Here is a 14,178-nt window from a genome sequence, read left to right as displayed (position 1 = left end):
TTTTCGTACACGACACGAATACCTGAAGTATTGTTGAGGTGAATGTGGGAGGAGATACAGATGACGATGGCCGATTGGCAAACGAAGGAGCTGACCCCCGGGCAGCTTTCCGATCGTAGTGGAGTCGCAGTGTCCGCGTTGCACTTCTACGAACGCGAAGGTCTCATATCGAGCCGTCGAACCAGTGGCAATCAACGTCGATATTCTCGCGAGACTTTGCGTCGGGTCGCCTTCATTCGTATCTCGCAGCGCGTCGGCATCCCACTCAGTGAGATCCGCTCGGCATTGGACCGCCTCCCCGAAGGCCGCACCCCCACCCGTCGCGACTGGGAGAACGTATCGACGACCTGGCGCGCGGACCTCGACGACCGCATCACCCAACTCGTCCGGCTGCGCGACAACCTGACCGGCTGCATCGGCTGCGGCTGCCTCTCGCTCGGTTCGTGCAAACTCGTCAACGAACACGACCGACTCGGCTCGGAGGGTCCCGGCGCGCGCGTGCTCGACGTGCAGGTGAACTGCCCGCCCAAATCAGGGTGCGTCTAGATGTTGTCGGACGACTGGGGCATCATCGCGGTATGACTTCTCTGGATACCAAGGCGAAGACTCTGCTCGCGCTGCACCGTCCGGGAAATCCGGTGGTGCTGCCGACCGTGTGGGACGCATGGTCGGCGAATGTCGCTGTGGCTGCGGGTTTTTCGGGATTGACCATGGGCAGCCACCCGGTCGCCGACTCGATCGGTCGCGCCGACGGCGAGGGCATGAGCTTCGATGAACTCCTCGCCCGCGTCGTCCAGGTCACCGCATCGGTCGAGGTTCCGGTCTCGGTCGACATCGAATCCGGCTACGGCCTCGAACCGCTGCAACTGATCGACGGGCTCCTCGCCGCGGGCGCCGTCGGCCTCAATATCGAGGACACGGTCCACAGCGAAGGCAAGCGCCTGCGCTCGCCCGCCGAACACGCCGACCTGGTCCGCGGTCTGCGCGAAGCCGCCGACGCGGCAGGCGTGCACGTGGTGGTCAACGCCCGCACCGACCTGTTCGTGCGCCAAGACGGCGACGAGGCCGACCGCCTCGACCGCGCCATCGCCCGCCTGACCCTGGCCGCCGAAGCGGGCGCCGACGTGCTCTACCCCGTGGGCAGGCACGCCGACGCCGACCTGCGCCGACTCACCACCGACCTGCCGTTGCCGATCAACGCGATCGGCCAGCCGGGCACCCCCGCCAAGGACCACTTCGCCGAACTCGGCGTAGCCCGCATCAGTTTCGGCCCGTTCCTGCAGGCCGCGCTGGGCGCCGAAGCGACCAAGCTGCTCGCCACCTGGACGTAGCAGCGTGGCCGGCGACTACTCCTTGGGCTCGAGGTAACGCGGGAAGATCGGCTCCGGCGCGGGCAGATCCAGGCCCGGCGCCAGGGGAGTGGCGATGTCGGCGAAGGTGCGGCCTTCCTGGGCGAGCAGGTCCAGGATCTTGGCCGCGGAGCCGGGCATCACCGGTTGGACCAGGATCGCGACGATGCGAACCACCTCGAGGGTGACGTAGAGGACCGTCGCCATGCGGGCCAGGTCCTCCTCGGTGCCCGACTTGCGCAGCGCCCAGGGGGCATTGGCGGAGAAGTAGCGGTTGGTTTCGCCGAGGGTGAGCCAGATGGCTTCCAGGGCGAGATGCATCTGCTGGGCGTCGAACTCGCTGCGGCACTTGGCGAGCAGCGCGTTCGCGCGGTCGAGCAGGGCGCGGTCCTCGTCGGCGAATTCGCCCGGGGTGGGGGATTTGGCGTAGCAGTTCTTGTTGACCATGGTCAGGCTGCGCTGGACCAGGTTGCCGAACTCGTTGGCCAGGTCGCTGTTGATGCGGCCCGCGATGGCGTCGTTGCTGTAGCTGCCGTCCTGGCCGTAGGAGATCTCGCGCAGCAGGAAGAAACGCACCTGATCGAGACCGTAGGTGGACACCAGCGCGAGCGGGTCGACGACGTTGCCCGTCGACTTCGACATCTTCTCGCCCTTGTTGTACAGGAACCCGTGCACGAACACCCGGTCCGGCAGTTCGATCCCCGCCGACATCAGGAACGCGGGCCAGTACACCGTGTGGAAGCGGGTGATGTCCTTGCCGATAATGTGCAGGCTCGCCGGCCAGAACTTCTCGAACGCGGCGGAGCCGGTGTTCGGAAAGCCAACGCCCGTCAGATAATTGGTGAGCGCGTCGACCCACACGTACATCACGTGTTCGGGCTCGCCGGGGACCGGAACGCCCCAGTCGAAGGTGGTGCGCGAGATCGACAGATCCTTCAGACCGGCCTTGACGTAGCTGACGATCTCGTTGCGCCGGGTCGATGGCGCGATGAACTCGGGGCGCTCCTCGTAGAGGGCAAGGAGCTTGTCCTGGTATTCGGAGAGCTTGAAGAAGTAGTTCGACTCCTCGGTCCAGGTGACCGGGGTCTTGGTCTCGGTGGACTCACGGGTGCCGTCGGCGAGGAGAGTGGTTTCCTCTTCGGTGTAGAAGGCCTCGTCGCGCACCGAGTACCAGCCCGAGTAGTTGCCCAGATAGATGTCGCCGTTGGCGAGCATCTTCTCCCAGATGGCGATGCTGGCGGCTTTGTGGTCCTCGTCGGTGGTGCGGATGAAACGGTCGAACGAGATGTCGAGGGCCTTGTCCATCGCCTCGAAGACATCGGAGTTGCGGGCCGCCAGCTCCTGCACCGGAATGCCTTCGGTGGCCGCGGTCTGCTGCATCTTCTGACCGTGCTCGTCGGTGCCGGTCAGGAAGAACACGTCGTAACCGTCGAGTCGCTTGAAGCGGGCGATCGCGTCGGTGGAGATGTACTCGTACGCGTGGCCGATATGCGGCGCACCGTTGGGGTACGCGATGGCCGTCGTGACGTAGAAGGCGGGCGCCTCGGCGCCTTCGGCTGCACTCATGATGGGAACTACTGTAATCCGGGTGCCAAACACGAATCGTCCGGCTCCGCCGGTTCCCGAGCCGCTCGCGCCGCTGATCGATGCTCACACGCACCTCGATGCCTGTGGCGCGACCGATGCCGCCTCGACCACGGCCATCGTGGATCGGGCCGCCTCGGCCGGTGTCGGGCACGTGGTGACCGTCGCCGACGATCTCGCGGCCGCGCAGTGGGCCGTGCGGGCGGCGCAGTGGGATCCGCGGGTGTACGCCGCCGTCGCGTTGCATCCCACCCGCGCCAATGCCCTCGACGACAAGGCCAAGGCCGAGCTCGAATTCCTCGCCACCGATCCCCGCGTGGTCGCGGTCGGCGAGACCGGTCTCGACTACTACTGGCCGGGCAAGCTCGACGGCTGCGCCGATGTCGAAACCCAGATCGAGGGCTTCCGCTGGCACATCGACCTGGCCAAACGCGTGCGCAAACCGCTGATGATCCACAATCGCGAAGCCGACCACGACCTGCTCACGGTCCTGCTCGACGAGGGCGCGCCGGATACGGTGATCTTCCACTGCTTCTCCTCCGACACCGCGATGGCCGAAGCCTGCGTGGCCGAGGGGTACGTGCTGAGCTTCTCGGGCACCGTGAGTTTCAAGAACGCGCACGAACTACGCGAGGCCGCCAAGCTGGTGCCCGACGACCAGATCCTGGTGGAAACCGACGCGCCGTATCTCACCCCGCACCCGTATCGCGGTGCGCCGAACGAGTCGTACTGCCTGCCGTACACGGTGCGCGCGCTCGCCGAAGTGCGCGAACAGGACCCGCAGGCGCTGGCCGAGATCACCACCGCCAACGCGCGCAGGCTGTATCGAATTCGGTAGTCCGTTTCGTCTGGTCGGCAGGGGGCTGGACGATAAACGTGATTCGGCTCACATTTGCCCGCTCATGCCGTTATCTACCAGCGTCGTCTATATCGAATCGTGATCTACTTTCCCGCTGATCGGGCCGCCTGGTGTTGTCTACCGGGCATCGCGTCGTTATCGTCCTGTAATCATGTCAGCTATTGCGCGGATCAACTCGTCACGTTCACCGCTGCTGTTCGCAGCGATGGCGGCCATGCTGCTGATTCTGCTCGTCGGCGCCTCGCTGGCCATCGTCAATCACAAGACGGTCGCGCTGGTCATCGACGGCGAACGGACCGAGCTCTCGACGATGTCGCGCGATGTGCGCGCCATCCTGGCCGACGCGGGCTACGAGATCGCCGAACACGACCAGGTGATCCCCGCCGCGGGTGCCAAGGTCGGCGACGGCGCCACCATCACCTTGAATCGTGGCCGCGAGATCACGGTCACCATCGACGGTGTCGAGCGCAAGGTGTGGACCACCGGCACCACCGCGGGCGACGCGCTGGTGGCGATGCAGATCCCGTCCGACACCCATGTCCTACCGTCCCGCGCCGAGAAGCTGCCCCTCGCCGGTGCCGCGCTGAGCGTGTACACCCCGCGCAACATCTCGCTGATCGACGGTGGCGCCGCCCCGGTCGATGTGCGCCTCGCCGCCGCGACCATCGGCGAATTCCTCACGGCCGCAGGCGTTCCGCTCAAGGACGAGGATTTCACCGAGCCCGCCGCCACGACGCCGCTCGCCGAGGGCATGCAGGTGGTCGTCACGCGTCAGCGCACCGAACAGCGCACCGAGACCCTCCCGCTCGATCCCACCGAAACGGTGATCGAGGACGTGACCATGAACATGAGCCGCACCGTGGTGGAGAACCCCGGCATGCCGGGTCTGCACGAGGCGACGTTCGCGGTGAAGATGGTGAACGGGGTCGAAGCCGCACGCGTGCAGGTGAATTCGAATGTGATCACCCCTGCCCAGCCCAAGACCATTCGCAAGGGCGCCAAGCCGGGGACCGAGGTGCCGCCGGTTCGCGACGGTGCGGTGTGGGACGCGCTGGCCAAGTGTGAGTCGACGGGGAACTGGGCCATCAACACCGGAAACGGGTACTACGGCGGCATCCAGTTCGATCAGAGCACCTGGGAACGACAGGGCGGGTTGAAGTACGCACCGCGCGCCGATCTGGCCAGCCGTGAAGAGCAGATCGCGATCGCCGAGGTGACGCGAGCGCGTCAAGGGTGGGGCGCTTGGCCTGCGTGCACCGGGCGCTTGGGCATCAGCTGATTTCCAAGACTAAGGATTCTCTGTCAATCAGGGAGTCGGGGTCCGGTCGATCTGTACACTCGCCCAAGATCTTGATCACCTGGTAGAGAGACCGAACTGTGCTGAAAACCCCGATTCGGGCGGCCGTTGTCGCCGCGCTGGCCGCGAGCGCTTTCACGGCCGCGGGCTTCACTCCCGCCATGGCCGAACCCCCCGGTTCGCTCATCGCCGCGCAGGCCGAACCCGCGGGCTGGCACGGACTCACCAAGGGCTCGTCGGTCGAATATTGGACGATCGACTCGGCTGGCGTCCAGCGCCCGGCCAGCGGCGCGATGTTCCTGCCCGAAGGTGACGCACCGGCGGGCGGCTGGCCGATCCTGGCCTACGCCCACGGCAGCTCGGGCTCCGGCCCCGGATGCGGCGGCCAGGCCGACCCGGATCTCGCGCCGCTGCCGCTGCACCGCGCGTCCGAGGATCGGCTGATCAAGCGGTTCGTCGACCAGGGTTACGCCGTGGTCACCCCCGACTACCTCGGCCTCGGCCGGTTCGACACCGGTCCGCACCCTTACCTCGAGGTGCGCAGCGAGGCGACCGCGACGATCGATCTGGTCCGCGCGGCCCGCGCCGCCAGTCCCGCGCTGTCGCGCACCTGGAGTGCCGCTGGCACCTCCCAGGGCGGTCACGCGGCGCTGAGCGCGGCGCATGCGCAGGCCGAGTACGCCCCCGAACTGGACTTCCGCGGCACCGCCGCGATCGACGCGGCCTCCGATGTGGAGAAGATCCTGCCGTTCCTCGGGCCGGATGTGCCGTCGGTACCCGGACTTTCGGGCACCACCTCGTTCATCGTCAGCATTCTGGCCGGGCTGCGCGCCACCCACCCGGAGCTCGACGTGGACTCCTATCTGACCGAGCGCGGCAAGGCGCTCGTCGATGACGCGGGCACGCAGTGCCTCGACGAGATCCTCGCCGCGACCAAGGGCGTGACAACGGCCGACTTCCTGGCGCGCCCACTCGCCCCGCTGCGTGATCCGCTCGCCGCGTACATGATGCTGCCGACCAGCGGCTACGACGCCCCGATCCTGCTGACGATGAACATCACCGACACGATCGTGCCGTCCCCGCTGCACGCCGCGCTGGTGGCCCAGCTCGCGGCCAACGGCGTCGACCAGCAGGTGGTCACCGGTACCGGCCAGCACGGCTCGGTCTCGTCCGAGCAACTCGCCGCCATCGATGGTTTCCTGGCACGCGTCAATACCGCCCCGACCCAGCGCTGAGCTGCCACGGCGGCGAGGTTGGTAGGTTCTAGCAGTGTCCGAACCACAGAATTCCGCCCGAGGTAGCCGTGCCGCTCTGCTCGGTCCCGTCGAGGTGCGGACCCTGGCCGAGCGTTTCGGCGTGCGGCCGACCAAGCAGCTCGGACAGAATTTCGTGCACGACGGCAATACCGTGCGCCGCATCGTGTCGGCGGCCGGTGTCGGTGCGGGCGACACCGTGCTCGAGGTCGGTCCGGGTCTCGGCTCGCTGACCTTGGCGCTGCTCGACGTGGTCGACCAGGTGGTCGCCGTCGAGATCGACCCCGTGCTCGCCAACTACCTGCCCGAAACCGTCGCCGATCGCGCGCCCGGCCTGATCGAGCGTCTGCGCGTGGTCGAGGCCGACGCGCTGCGGGTGCGCCCGGAGCAGCTGCCCGCCGTGCCGACCGCGCTGGTGGCGAACCTGCCCTACAACGTGGCGGTACCGGTGCTGCTGCACCTGCTCGCCACTTTGCCGAGCATCATGGTGTCGCTGGTGATGGTCCAGGCCGAGGTGGCCGACCGGCTGGCCGCCGAGCCCGGTAATCGGGTCTACGGCGTGCCGAGTGTCAAGGCCGGTTTCTTCGGCAAGGTTCGCCGCGCCGGTCATGTGGGGACGCAGGTCTTCTGGCCGGTGCCGCGTGTCGAATCGGGCCTGGTGCGGATCGACCGCTACGCCGAACCGCCGTGGCCGATGGACGACGCGCATCGCCGCCGGGTGTTCGAGGTGATCGACGCGGCGTTCGCGCAGCGCCGAAAGACGCTGCGGGCGGCGCTGTCCGGGTGGGCGGGCTCGCCCGCCGAGGCCGAGCGCCGGCTCGTCGCCGCGGGTATCGATCCGACGGCTCGGGGCGAGACGCTGGAGACCGCGGCGTTCGTCCGGTTGGCGGCGACGACTTAGGTCCGCCAATCGTGGGTTCTCGCACGGGAACCCGCAGTACACCGGCCGTTCACCGGTGCGGGTTGTACACCCCTGTGAAACCAATTGTGGATAACCGGTTTTCGCCGGGTCCGGAGTTGATCATGGTCGGACAGTGGCGTTCCCGGTGGAACCCCGAAATTCGGGTCGCGCCACGTCTGGGTATGGATGTGGATGACATTGTGGATGATTCGTTGTGCGCCGCGACAAGGGTGAACCGCCGGTGAACGGCCGGTCCGACGCTGCTGGGTGAGACGCCAAGGGTCTCACCCAGCAGAAGCGGAGTCGTCTCGACATCGGCAAGGTCAGGCGCTCAGCGCGTAACCCGCTTCGTCGACCGCGGCGGCCACATCGGTATCGGCCAGTTCGCCCGCGCTGTCGACGCGAACGAGACCGCTGGCGAGGTCGACATCCACCCCGGTGACGCCGTCGATCTTGCCGATCTCCTGCTTGACCGAGCTAACGCAGTGTCCGCAGGTCATTCCCGTGACGGTGTAGGTGGTGGTGGCCATGGCCGACTCCTTCGCTGTTCGATCATACGGTCCAGGGGTATGTCCCCGACTAGAACGAAGATACCCCCTGAGGGTATTGATCGCAAGCCTTCGGCCGAGCGGTGCGCGTTCGACGTGCGTACTCGTCGGTGGTACCCATTACGCTGGGTAACCGTGCTGTCAGTTGTGCCCAGCCCGGTCGTCGTGCGAGCTCCGTCGAAGGTGAACCTGCATCTCGGAGTCGCTGATCTGCGTCCGGATGGGTACCACGATCTGACCACGGTCTTCCAGGCATTGTCCCTCGCCGACGACCTCCGATTGGCCCCGTCGGCCTCGCTGTCCGTGCGGGTCAGCGGTGAAGGCGCCGCCGAGGTGCCCACCGACCGCACCAACCTGGTCTGGAAGGCCGCGGTTCGCCTGGCGCACCTGGCAGGGCGCGCCCCCCTGGTCGAGATCGCCATCACCAAGGGCATCCCCGTGGCGGGCGGCATGGCGGGCGGCAGCGCCGACGCGGCCGCGACCCTGGTCGGGCTCAACGAGCTGTGGGATCTCGGCCTGGCCCGCGACGAGCTGTCCTCGATCGCCGCCGAACTCGGCAGCGATGTCCCGTTCGCCCTGCACGGCGGCACCGCCCTCGGCACCGGCCGCGGCGAACGCCTGCTTCCGGTGCTTTCGCGCAATACCTTTCACTGGGTTCTCGCGCTGGCGAAGGAGGGCCTGTCGACCCCGTCGGTTTTCCGCGAACTCGACCGCCTACGCGCCGAGGGTGAGCCGCCGCGTCTCGGCGACCCCCAAAAACTCATGCAGGCACTGGCCGCGGGCGACCCGCGCACCCTCGCACCGCTGCTCGGCAACGACCTGCAGGCCGCGGCGCTCTCGCTGAAACCGGAACTGCGCCGCACCCTGCGCGCGGGCGTCGGCGCGGGGGCGTTGGCCGGCCTGGTCTCGGGATCGGGACCCACCTGCGCGTTTCTCTGCGAATCCGAGGAAGCCGCGATCGGTGTCGCCGCCGAACTGGCGGGTGCCGGTGTGTGCCGCAGCGTGCGCACGGCCAGCGGTCCGGTTCCGGGCGCCCGCGTGCTCGACACCGAGGCGCAGGCCAAACGCTGAACCACCCACCTGAGCCTGGCCGGAACGGCGCGCGCGGAGCAGTCAGGGGCCAATCCTCTATGATCGAAATCAACAGATTTCGTATGGACATGGGTAACTCGCCGGGGACGGGCCAACTGATCCAGCAATCCAACGTAGGCCGCCGACGCACGCCTCCCCGCGCCTGAGTCTGGCCCAAAGTCGCGGGGAGGCGGAACAGGCTATACCTATGTCCAACCTGATCAACCTCGAACAGGTCTCCAAGAGCTTCGGCGTCAAGCCGTTGCTGGATGACGTCTCCCTCGGAATTCACGCGGGGGAGCGGATCGGGGTGGTCGGCCTCAACGGTGGCGGTAAAACCACGCTGCTCGAGGTCATGACCGGACTGGAGCCGCCGGACAACGGCCGGGTGAGCCGGGTCGGTGGGCTGCGGATGGCCGTGGTCACCCAGCGTGGCGTGCTGCCCGAGGGCGCGAGCATCGGTTCGATCGTGTTCGCCGGGCTGTCCGACGACCTGTCGACCGTGGATATCGCCGACCACCAGTGGGCCGCCGATTCGCGCGTTCGTTCGATCCTCGAGGGCATCGGCATCGCCGATCTCGGCCTCGACACCCTGGTCACCAATCTCTCCGGTGGCGAGCGCCGCCGCGTCGCGCTGGCGGCGGCCTTGGTGCGCGACCTCGACCTGCTGGTCCTCGACGAGCCGACCAACCACCTCGACATCGAGGGTGTGCAGTGGCTGGCCGAACACCTGGTCGCCCGGCGCACCGCACTCGTCGTCGTCACCCACGATCGTTGGTTCCTCGACACCGTCGCCAACCGCACCTGGGAGGTCGTCGGCGGCAAGGTGGAGGTCTACGAGGGCGGCTACGGCGACTGGATCTTCGCCCGCGCCGAGCGCGCCCGTCAGTCCGACGCCTCGGAATCGCGCCGCCAGAACCTGGCCCGCAAGGAACTGGCCTGGCTGCGCCGCGGCGCCAAGGCTCGCACCTCCAAGCCGCGCTACCGCGTCGAGGCCGCCGAGGCGCTGATCGCGGATGTGCCCGCGCCGCGCGACTCGGTCTCGCTGGCCGCTTTCGCGCGCAAGCGCCTCGGCCGCGTGGTGATCGAACTCGAGGACGCCGCACTCGCCACCCCCGACGGCCGGGTGCTGGTCGACGACCTCACCTGGCGGCTCGCGCCGGGCGAGCGGGTCGGTCTGGTCGGCGTGAACGGGTCGGGCAAGACCACCCTGTTGCGCGCGCTGGCCGGGGAGACCGAGCCCGCCAAGGGCAAACGGATCCAGGGCCAGACCGTGCAGATCGGTTGGCTGCGTCAGGAACTCGACGATCTGCCCACCGATATGCGAGTGCTCGAGGCCGTGCAGCAGGTAGCGCAGCGAATCATGCTCGGCGACAAGGAGATCTCGGCAGGCCAGCTCGCCGAACGGCTCGGGTTCACCCCGGCCCGCCAGCGCACCCCGGTCGGCGACCTCTCCGGTGGCGAACGCCGTCGCCTGCAGCTCACCCGCATTCTCATGGCCGAGCCGAACGTCCTGCTGCTCGACGAGCCGACCAACGACCTCGATATCGACACCCTGCAGCAACTGGAGGACCTGCTCGACAACTGGGCGGGCACGCTGGTGGTCATCAGCCACGACCGCTACCTGGTCGAGCGCATCTGCGACTCCACCTGGGCCCTGTTCGGCGACGGCAAACTCACCAACCTGCCCGGCGGCATCGACTCCTACCTCGCCAAGCGCGCCACCATGGCAGGCAACGTCAAGCCGCTCACCGCGAAAACCGGTGGCACCTCGACGGATTCGTCCGACCGCCGCGCCGCCCGCAAGGAACTGTCGAAGGTCGAACGCAGCATCGCCAAATTCGACGAGCGCGAACAGAAACTGCACAAGGCGCTGGCCGACGCCGCGACAGACCCGGACAAGCTGGTCAAGCTCGGGTCCGAGTTGAAGGAAGTCGTCGCCGAAAAGGAAGCAGCGGAAGAGCGTTGGATGGAATTGGCTGAGCTCGGCGAGAGCTAGGTCGCGGTTTCGCGGCCGTCGCCGCCGATGACGACCGGCAAACAGGTCTGGACGAAATCGGCGCCGAATTCGGTGAGCAGGATGCTGCGGTAGGTCACCTTCGTGCCGAAACCGGGGCGCTTCAACGCCTCCCGTACCTGCTCCTGCGCCTCGATGACCTGGTAGCGGTGCGGGTTGCCGACAGGGTCGCGGGTCGTTTCGATGAGTCCCAGCCTGCGCAGGTTGGGCAGGTATTGCGGCACCCGGTTCGGAAATCGCAGGCCCGCGTGCTCGCCCAGCATCGTCAGCCCGCTGATCAGCCGCTCACCGCCGAACGCGCGCTGGCGACCGGTGCGCACGTCGATGGACGGCTGCGCCCCGTCGATGTGCAGAAACCGCAGGATCCGGGCCTCGTCGGGCGTGATCTCGGCGAGGATGCCGGGGTAGGCCGGATGCGTGTCGGGCTGTGCGGAGTGGGTGCTGGCGGACAGGCGAAGCAGTTCCGCGCCCTGTTCGCGCAGGGTCGGTGCGCCGTCGTCGCGGTGGTGTTCGGTGCCCGTCGGCAGACCGAGCGCGTGCCGAAGCCGGTCGCGCACTTCGGTTTCCGCTTCGGCGAGCACCTCGTTGGGTGGGGTGCCCGCCATGCTGCCGCGCAGCACCGTGACGGTCACCCCGAGTGCGGTGTCCAGCGTCCACAGGGTCATGCCGGAGGCGGCGGTGAACGCCACCCGGGCCACACCGGTGGCCGCCCGCACCGTGCGCGCCGGTGAGACGGGCAGCAGGCCACCACGCTTGTCGAGCGGCGGCACCGATCGTCGCACCATGTCGGTGGACGGAGTCCCGTCGTCTACATCCATGTCGTCGCTACTCCTGTTCCGAAGACCAGGATATGAGCGTATCCGGCGATCAGCCCCAGCGCGCCGCCATGGACGAAAAGTAGCCATTCGTCCTGTTTGATCGCCGCGCGCAGCATGTCCACGAAGTCATGGGGGGAAAGCGCGGACATTTGCCGTGCGATGTACTCGTTGACCTGCCTGCCCTGCTGGACATTGAAGGCGGGATCGGCGAACGCCATCGGCGCGATCGTCATCGCCTGCGCGGTGAGAGTTGTTTGCAGCGTGTCGTATTCGCGGCTGCCGAGCATGAATTTCACTGCGGGCCGCGCGGGTCCGAGCGCCCGGTCGGCGGCCGGGCGCAGGGTGTCCTCGAGCATCTGCAGGGTGCGGTCCGAGCGCGGGCCGTTGAGCAGCTCGTCGCCGATGTTGGCCACCGTGACGACCTCGGTGGACACCAATGCCGCGTAGCCGGCGGTGATTTCGGGCTGACGCTTGATCAGCAGACCCTGCCGCCACGGGCACCACCACTTCGGCGTGGCGGGCGCGAAGATCATATTCAGGCCAACCCAGTTCACCACCCAGCCGATGATGATGCCGCCGACGGGCAGCACGACCAGCGGCGAGAGCCCGGTGGTGTGCAGCACCAGGACCAGCAGCAATCCGCAGGGCGCGCCGAAGTAGGCGCCGAAATTCTGCATGAACCGCAGCTCCTTGGCGCCGAGCACCTGGAACAGCTGGTTGAGCAATTGCGGGCGGGCCTGGAAGTAGCGGATCACCATCTGCTTCACATCGAGCAGTTGGTCGATATTGGCGCCGAGTTCGATGGTGAGGTCGCGCAGGATCTCGGGCAGTTGCGAGCGCACCCGCTGATGGATCATCTCCCTGACCCCATTGGGCAGGTTGTACCAGAGCTGCGGGTGTTCGCGGCGCAGGATCACCTCGACGATGTCGCGGATCTGGGTGTCGGCCACCTCGGCCAGGTGTTCGGCCAGCTTCTCCGGGTCGAGCTCGCGATAGAAGTCGGCGACACTGCCCAGTTTGGACAGGCCCTTGTCGACCGCGATACTGGCCATCTTGTCGGCGCGTGAGGGCACGATGCCCTGCCAGCCGATCCGGCCGTCATAGCTGAGCAGCGGCAGGACCTGGATCCGCTTGGGCAGGTAGGGGAAGACCGCGCGCAGACCGGGCAGTCGGAAACCATGGAATTTGATCGGCTGGAACAGCATGAGAATGCCGGTCCAGTTGGTTATGTAACCGATAATTCCTGTGAAAAGAGGAATAGTCAGAATTTCTAGCAGGAGTGTCGGGTGTAACCCGAACACACTTTCCAACACGCCACGCCCTCCTGCCGATACCCGGTGACCACCGCCTCACCGAGAACCAAAATTTATCACCCCCGCGGCGAGGTGACCCTACTGTGAGTCAGGGAACTGGGTCCATTCGTCGTGTGTCAGACCACAGGGTAGTGTCTGAGACATCAGTCACAGAACCTGTCCCGAATGCCGTACTCCCCTTGGCGAGTCGGACACAATGACCACCACCACCTTTCGTGACAGGCCACAAATATCGTGCAGAGGGGACGCGCGATAGTGGCAGTACTGTTCACATGGCGAGACTTCGGAGTAGGACGTGACAGACGACAGGACCGGACAGGACCTGGCCCGTGCCGGTACCCGCGCCGTCGAGCGCAGCTCGGATGTCGAGCAGCGACAGATCAGTAATGAGGCACGTTTGATCCGTGGCGTTTTCCGAGCCGCCGGATTGGCCGCCGGTACCGCGGTGCGTGGCAGCCAGTGGGCGGTCGGCACCACCTATGAGGTCACCAAGGAACTCGCCCAGGCGGCGCTCGACGGCGAATCCTCCGCCGATATCGCCGAGCGCACCGGCAACGCCCTTCGCTCCATCGCGCGCAGCGCACTCGGCGTCACCGAGGGGTCGGTGCGCGAGATCGTCAGCTATGTACCGACGCCGAACGGGACGAACCAGCAGGCCGTCACCGTCGGCCCGTACCTGCAGTCGGCCACCACCGATGACCTGCGCCGACGTGGCGACGCGCTGCTCGCCCGTTCGGCGGATGTGTACTTCACCGAAGACGTGCACCCGGCCTACGACCGCATTCTCGACGAGGTCGCCCCCGACGAGGCCCGCATCCTGCGGTTCATGGCCCTCAACGGTCCGCAACCCTCGGTCGACGTGCGCACCAACCGCCCGCTCGGCATCGGCTCGGAGCTGGTGCAGGGCGACCTGACCTCGGTCCCCGAACAGGCAGGCGTGCGCTACCCGGACCGCGCGCGGTCCTATCTGATCAACCTCAATCGCCTCGGCCTCACGCTCACCTCCGACGATCCGGTCGTGCTGAGCCGGTACATGGTGCTGGAAGTGCAGCCCGTCGTCGAGCAGGCGCTGAAGAAGGCGGGCCGCGCGCCCAAGATCGTGCGCAAGAGCCTTCGCCTCTCAGAATTCGGTGAGGATTTCTGCCGTACCTGCTTCACCATCGGGTAG

At 67.1% G+C, this 14,178-nt stretch carries 13 protein-coding genes; 9 read left to right on the top strand and 4 right to left on the bottom strand.

Annotation, left to right across the window (positions count from 1 at the left end):
• The first annotated feature begins 60 nt into the window (after positions 1-60).
• Together soxR and ACLJPD_RS05780 are read left to right on the top strand one after the other, a co-directional pair.
• A complete protein-coding gene (gene soxR / locus ACLJPD_RS05785) occupies positions 61-546 on the top strand; it encodes a redox-sensitive transcriptional activator SoxR (RefSeq protein WP_410870681.1) in 486 nt (161 codons plus the stop codon).
• 32 nt (positions 547-578) lie between these two features.
• Positions 579-1,331 carry an isocitrate lyase/phosphoenolpyruvate mutase family protein gene (locus tag ACLJPD_RS05780; RefSeq protein ID WP_410870680.1) on the top strand — a complete coding sequence of 251 codons (753 nt, stop codon included), beginning with the start codon at positions 579-581 and terminating at the stop codon, positions 1,329-1,331.
• A 15-nt stretch (positions 1,332-1,346) separates the two neighbouring features.
• Here the strand turns inward: ACLJPD_RS05780 and metG are convergent, their stop codons facing one another.
• On the bottom strand, positions 1,347-2,915 hold the full coding sequence (gene metG, locus ACLJPD_RS05775) for a methionine--tRNA ligase (RefSeq protein ID WP_410870679.1): 1,569 nt from the start codon (positions 2,913-2,915) through the stop codon (positions 1,347-1,349).
• A 1-nt stretch (position 2,916) separates the two neighbouring features.
• Between metG and ACLJPD_RS05770 the strand changes: the two genes are divergently transcribed.
• The 4 genes from ACLJPD_RS05770 to rsmA all read left to right on the top strand — a co-directional run bounded on the left by ACLJPD_RS05770 (position 2,917) and on the right by rsmA (position 7,243).
• Positions 2,917-3,771, top strand: a complete 855-nt coding sequence (locus ACLJPD_RS05770) for a TatD family hydrolase (protein ID WP_410870678.1) — start codon at positions 2,917-2,919, stop codon at positions 3,769-3,771.
• Between the two features lie 172 nt (positions 3,772-3,943).
• Positions 3,944-5,071 (top strand): transglycosylase family protein, encoded by a 1,128-nt coding sequence (locus tag ACLJPD_RS05765; protein WP_410870677.1) that lies wholly within the window; start codon positions 3,944-3,946, stop codon positions 5,069-5,071.
• A 98-nt stretch (positions 5,072-5,169) separates the two neighbouring features.
• Positions 5,170-6,324: a lipase family protein gene (locus ACLJPD_RS05760; RefSeq protein ID WP_410870676.1), complete on the top strand. Its 1,155-nt coding sequence runs from the start codon at positions 5,170-5,172 to the stop codon at positions 6,322-6,324.
• A 34-nt stretch (positions 6,325-6,358) separates the two neighbouring features.
• Positions 6,359-7,243 (top strand): 16S rRNA (adenine(1518)-N(6)/adenine(1519)-N(6))-dimethyltransferase RsmA, encoded by an 885-nt coding sequence (rsmA, locus tag ACLJPD_RS05755; protein ID WP_410870675.1) that lies wholly within the window; start codon positions 6,359-6,361, stop codon positions 7,241-7,243.
• Between the two features lie 323 nt (positions 7,244-7,566).
• Here the strand turns inward: rsmA and ACLJPD_RS05750 are convergent, their stop codons facing one another.
• A complete protein-coding gene (locus ACLJPD_RS05750) occupies positions 7,567-7,773 on the bottom strand; it encodes a heavy-metal-associated domain-containing protein (protein WP_101465786.1) in 207 nt (68 codons plus the stop codon).
• A 153-nt stretch (positions 7,774-7,926) separates the two neighbouring features.
• Here ACLJPD_RS05750 and ACLJPD_RS05745 point away from each other — a divergent pair, with 153 nt between their 5' ends.
• Both ACLJPD_RS05745 and ACLJPD_RS05740 read left to right on the top strand, forming a co-directional pair.
• The gene (locus ACLJPD_RS05745; protein WP_410870673.1) at positions 7,927-8,862 is read left to right on the top strand and encodes a 4-(cytidine 5'-diphospho)-2-C-methyl-D-erythritol kinase; all 936 of its coding nucleotides are present in this window, start codon (positions 7,927-7,929) and stop codon (positions 8,860-8,862) included.
• 208 nt (positions 8,863-9,070) lie between these two features.
• A complete protein-coding gene (locus ACLJPD_RS05740) occupies positions 9,071-10,861 on the top strand; it encodes an ABC-F family ATP-binding cassette domain-containing protein (RefSeq protein ID WP_410870672.1) in 1,791 nt (596 codons plus the stop codon).
• Here the strand turns inward: ACLJPD_RS05740 and ACLJPD_RS05735 are convergent.
• A complete protein-coding gene (locus ACLJPD_RS05735; protein WP_410870671.1) occupies positions 10,858-11,697 on the bottom strand; it encodes an Abi-alpha family protein in 840 nt (279 codons plus the stop codon). The genes ACLJPD_RS05740 and ACLJPD_RS05735 overlap by 4 nt on opposite strands.
• Positions 11,688-12,902, bottom strand: coding sequence for a hypothetical protein (locus tag ACLJPD_RS05730; RefSeq protein ID WP_410870670.1), 1,215 nt, complete (start codon positions 12,900-12,902; stop codon positions 11,688-11,690). The genes ACLJPD_RS05735 and ACLJPD_RS05730 overlap by 10 nt, the downstream gene beginning before the upstream one ends.
• 403 nt (positions 12,903-13,305) lie before the next feature.
• Between ACLJPD_RS05730 and ACLJPD_RS05725 the strand changes: the two genes are divergently transcribed.
• Positions 13,306-14,178, top strand: a complete 873-nt coding sequence (locus tag ACLJPD_RS05725) for an Abi-alpha family protein (RefSeq protein ID WP_410870669.1) — start codon at positions 13,306-13,308, stop codon at positions 14,176-14,178.

Source organism: Nocardia sp. A7 (assembly GCF_046549215.1).
GTDB lineage: Bacteria > Actinomycetota > Actinomycetes > Mycobacteriales > Mycobacteriaceae > Nocardia.
Note: the sequence above shows the minus strand (reverse complement) of the source record. Positions and strands in the feature narration are given on the sequence as shown.

What these genes read in the sequence shown, in the direction of transcription:
- metG (WP_410870679.1), bottom strand. Translation starts at nt 2,915, where the DNA reads ATGAGTGCAGCCGAAGGCGCCGAGGCGCCCGCCTTCTACGTCACGACG.
- ACLJPD_RS05730 (WP_410870670.1), bottom strand. Translation starts at nt 12,902, where the DNA reads ATGCTGTTCCAGCCGATCAAATTCCATGGTTTCCGACTGCCCGGTCTG.
- ACLJPD_RS05765 (WP_410870677.1), top strand. Translation starts at nt 3,944, where the DNA reads ATGTCAGCTATTGCGCGGATCAACTCGTCACGTTCACCGCTGCTGTTC.
- ACLJPD_RS05780 (WP_410870680.1), top strand. Translation starts at nt 579, where the DNA reads ATGACTTCTCTGGATACCAAGGCGAAGACTCTGCTCGCGCTGCACCGT.
- ACLJPD_RS05735 (WP_410870671.1), bottom strand. Translation starts at nt 11,697, where the DNA reads ATGGATGTAGACGACGGGACTCCGTCCACCGACATGGTGCGACGATCG.
- soxR (WP_410870681.1), top strand. Translation starts at nt 61, where the DNA reads ATGACGATGGCCGATTGGCAAACGAAGGAGCTGACCCCCGGGCAGCTT.
- ACLJPD_RS05740 (WP_410870672.1), top strand. Translation starts at nt 9,071, where the DNA reads ATGTCCAACCTGATCAACCTCGAACAGGTCTCCAAGAGCTTCGGCGTC.
- ACLJPD_RS05770 (WP_410870678.1), top strand. Translation starts at nt 2,917, where the DNA reads ATGGGAACTACTGTAATCCGGGTGCCAAACACGAATCGTCCGGCTCCG.
- ACLJPD_RS05750 (WP_101465786.1), bottom strand. Translation starts at nt 7,773, where the DNA reads ATGGCCACCACCACCTACACCGTCACGGGAATGACCTGCGGACACTGC.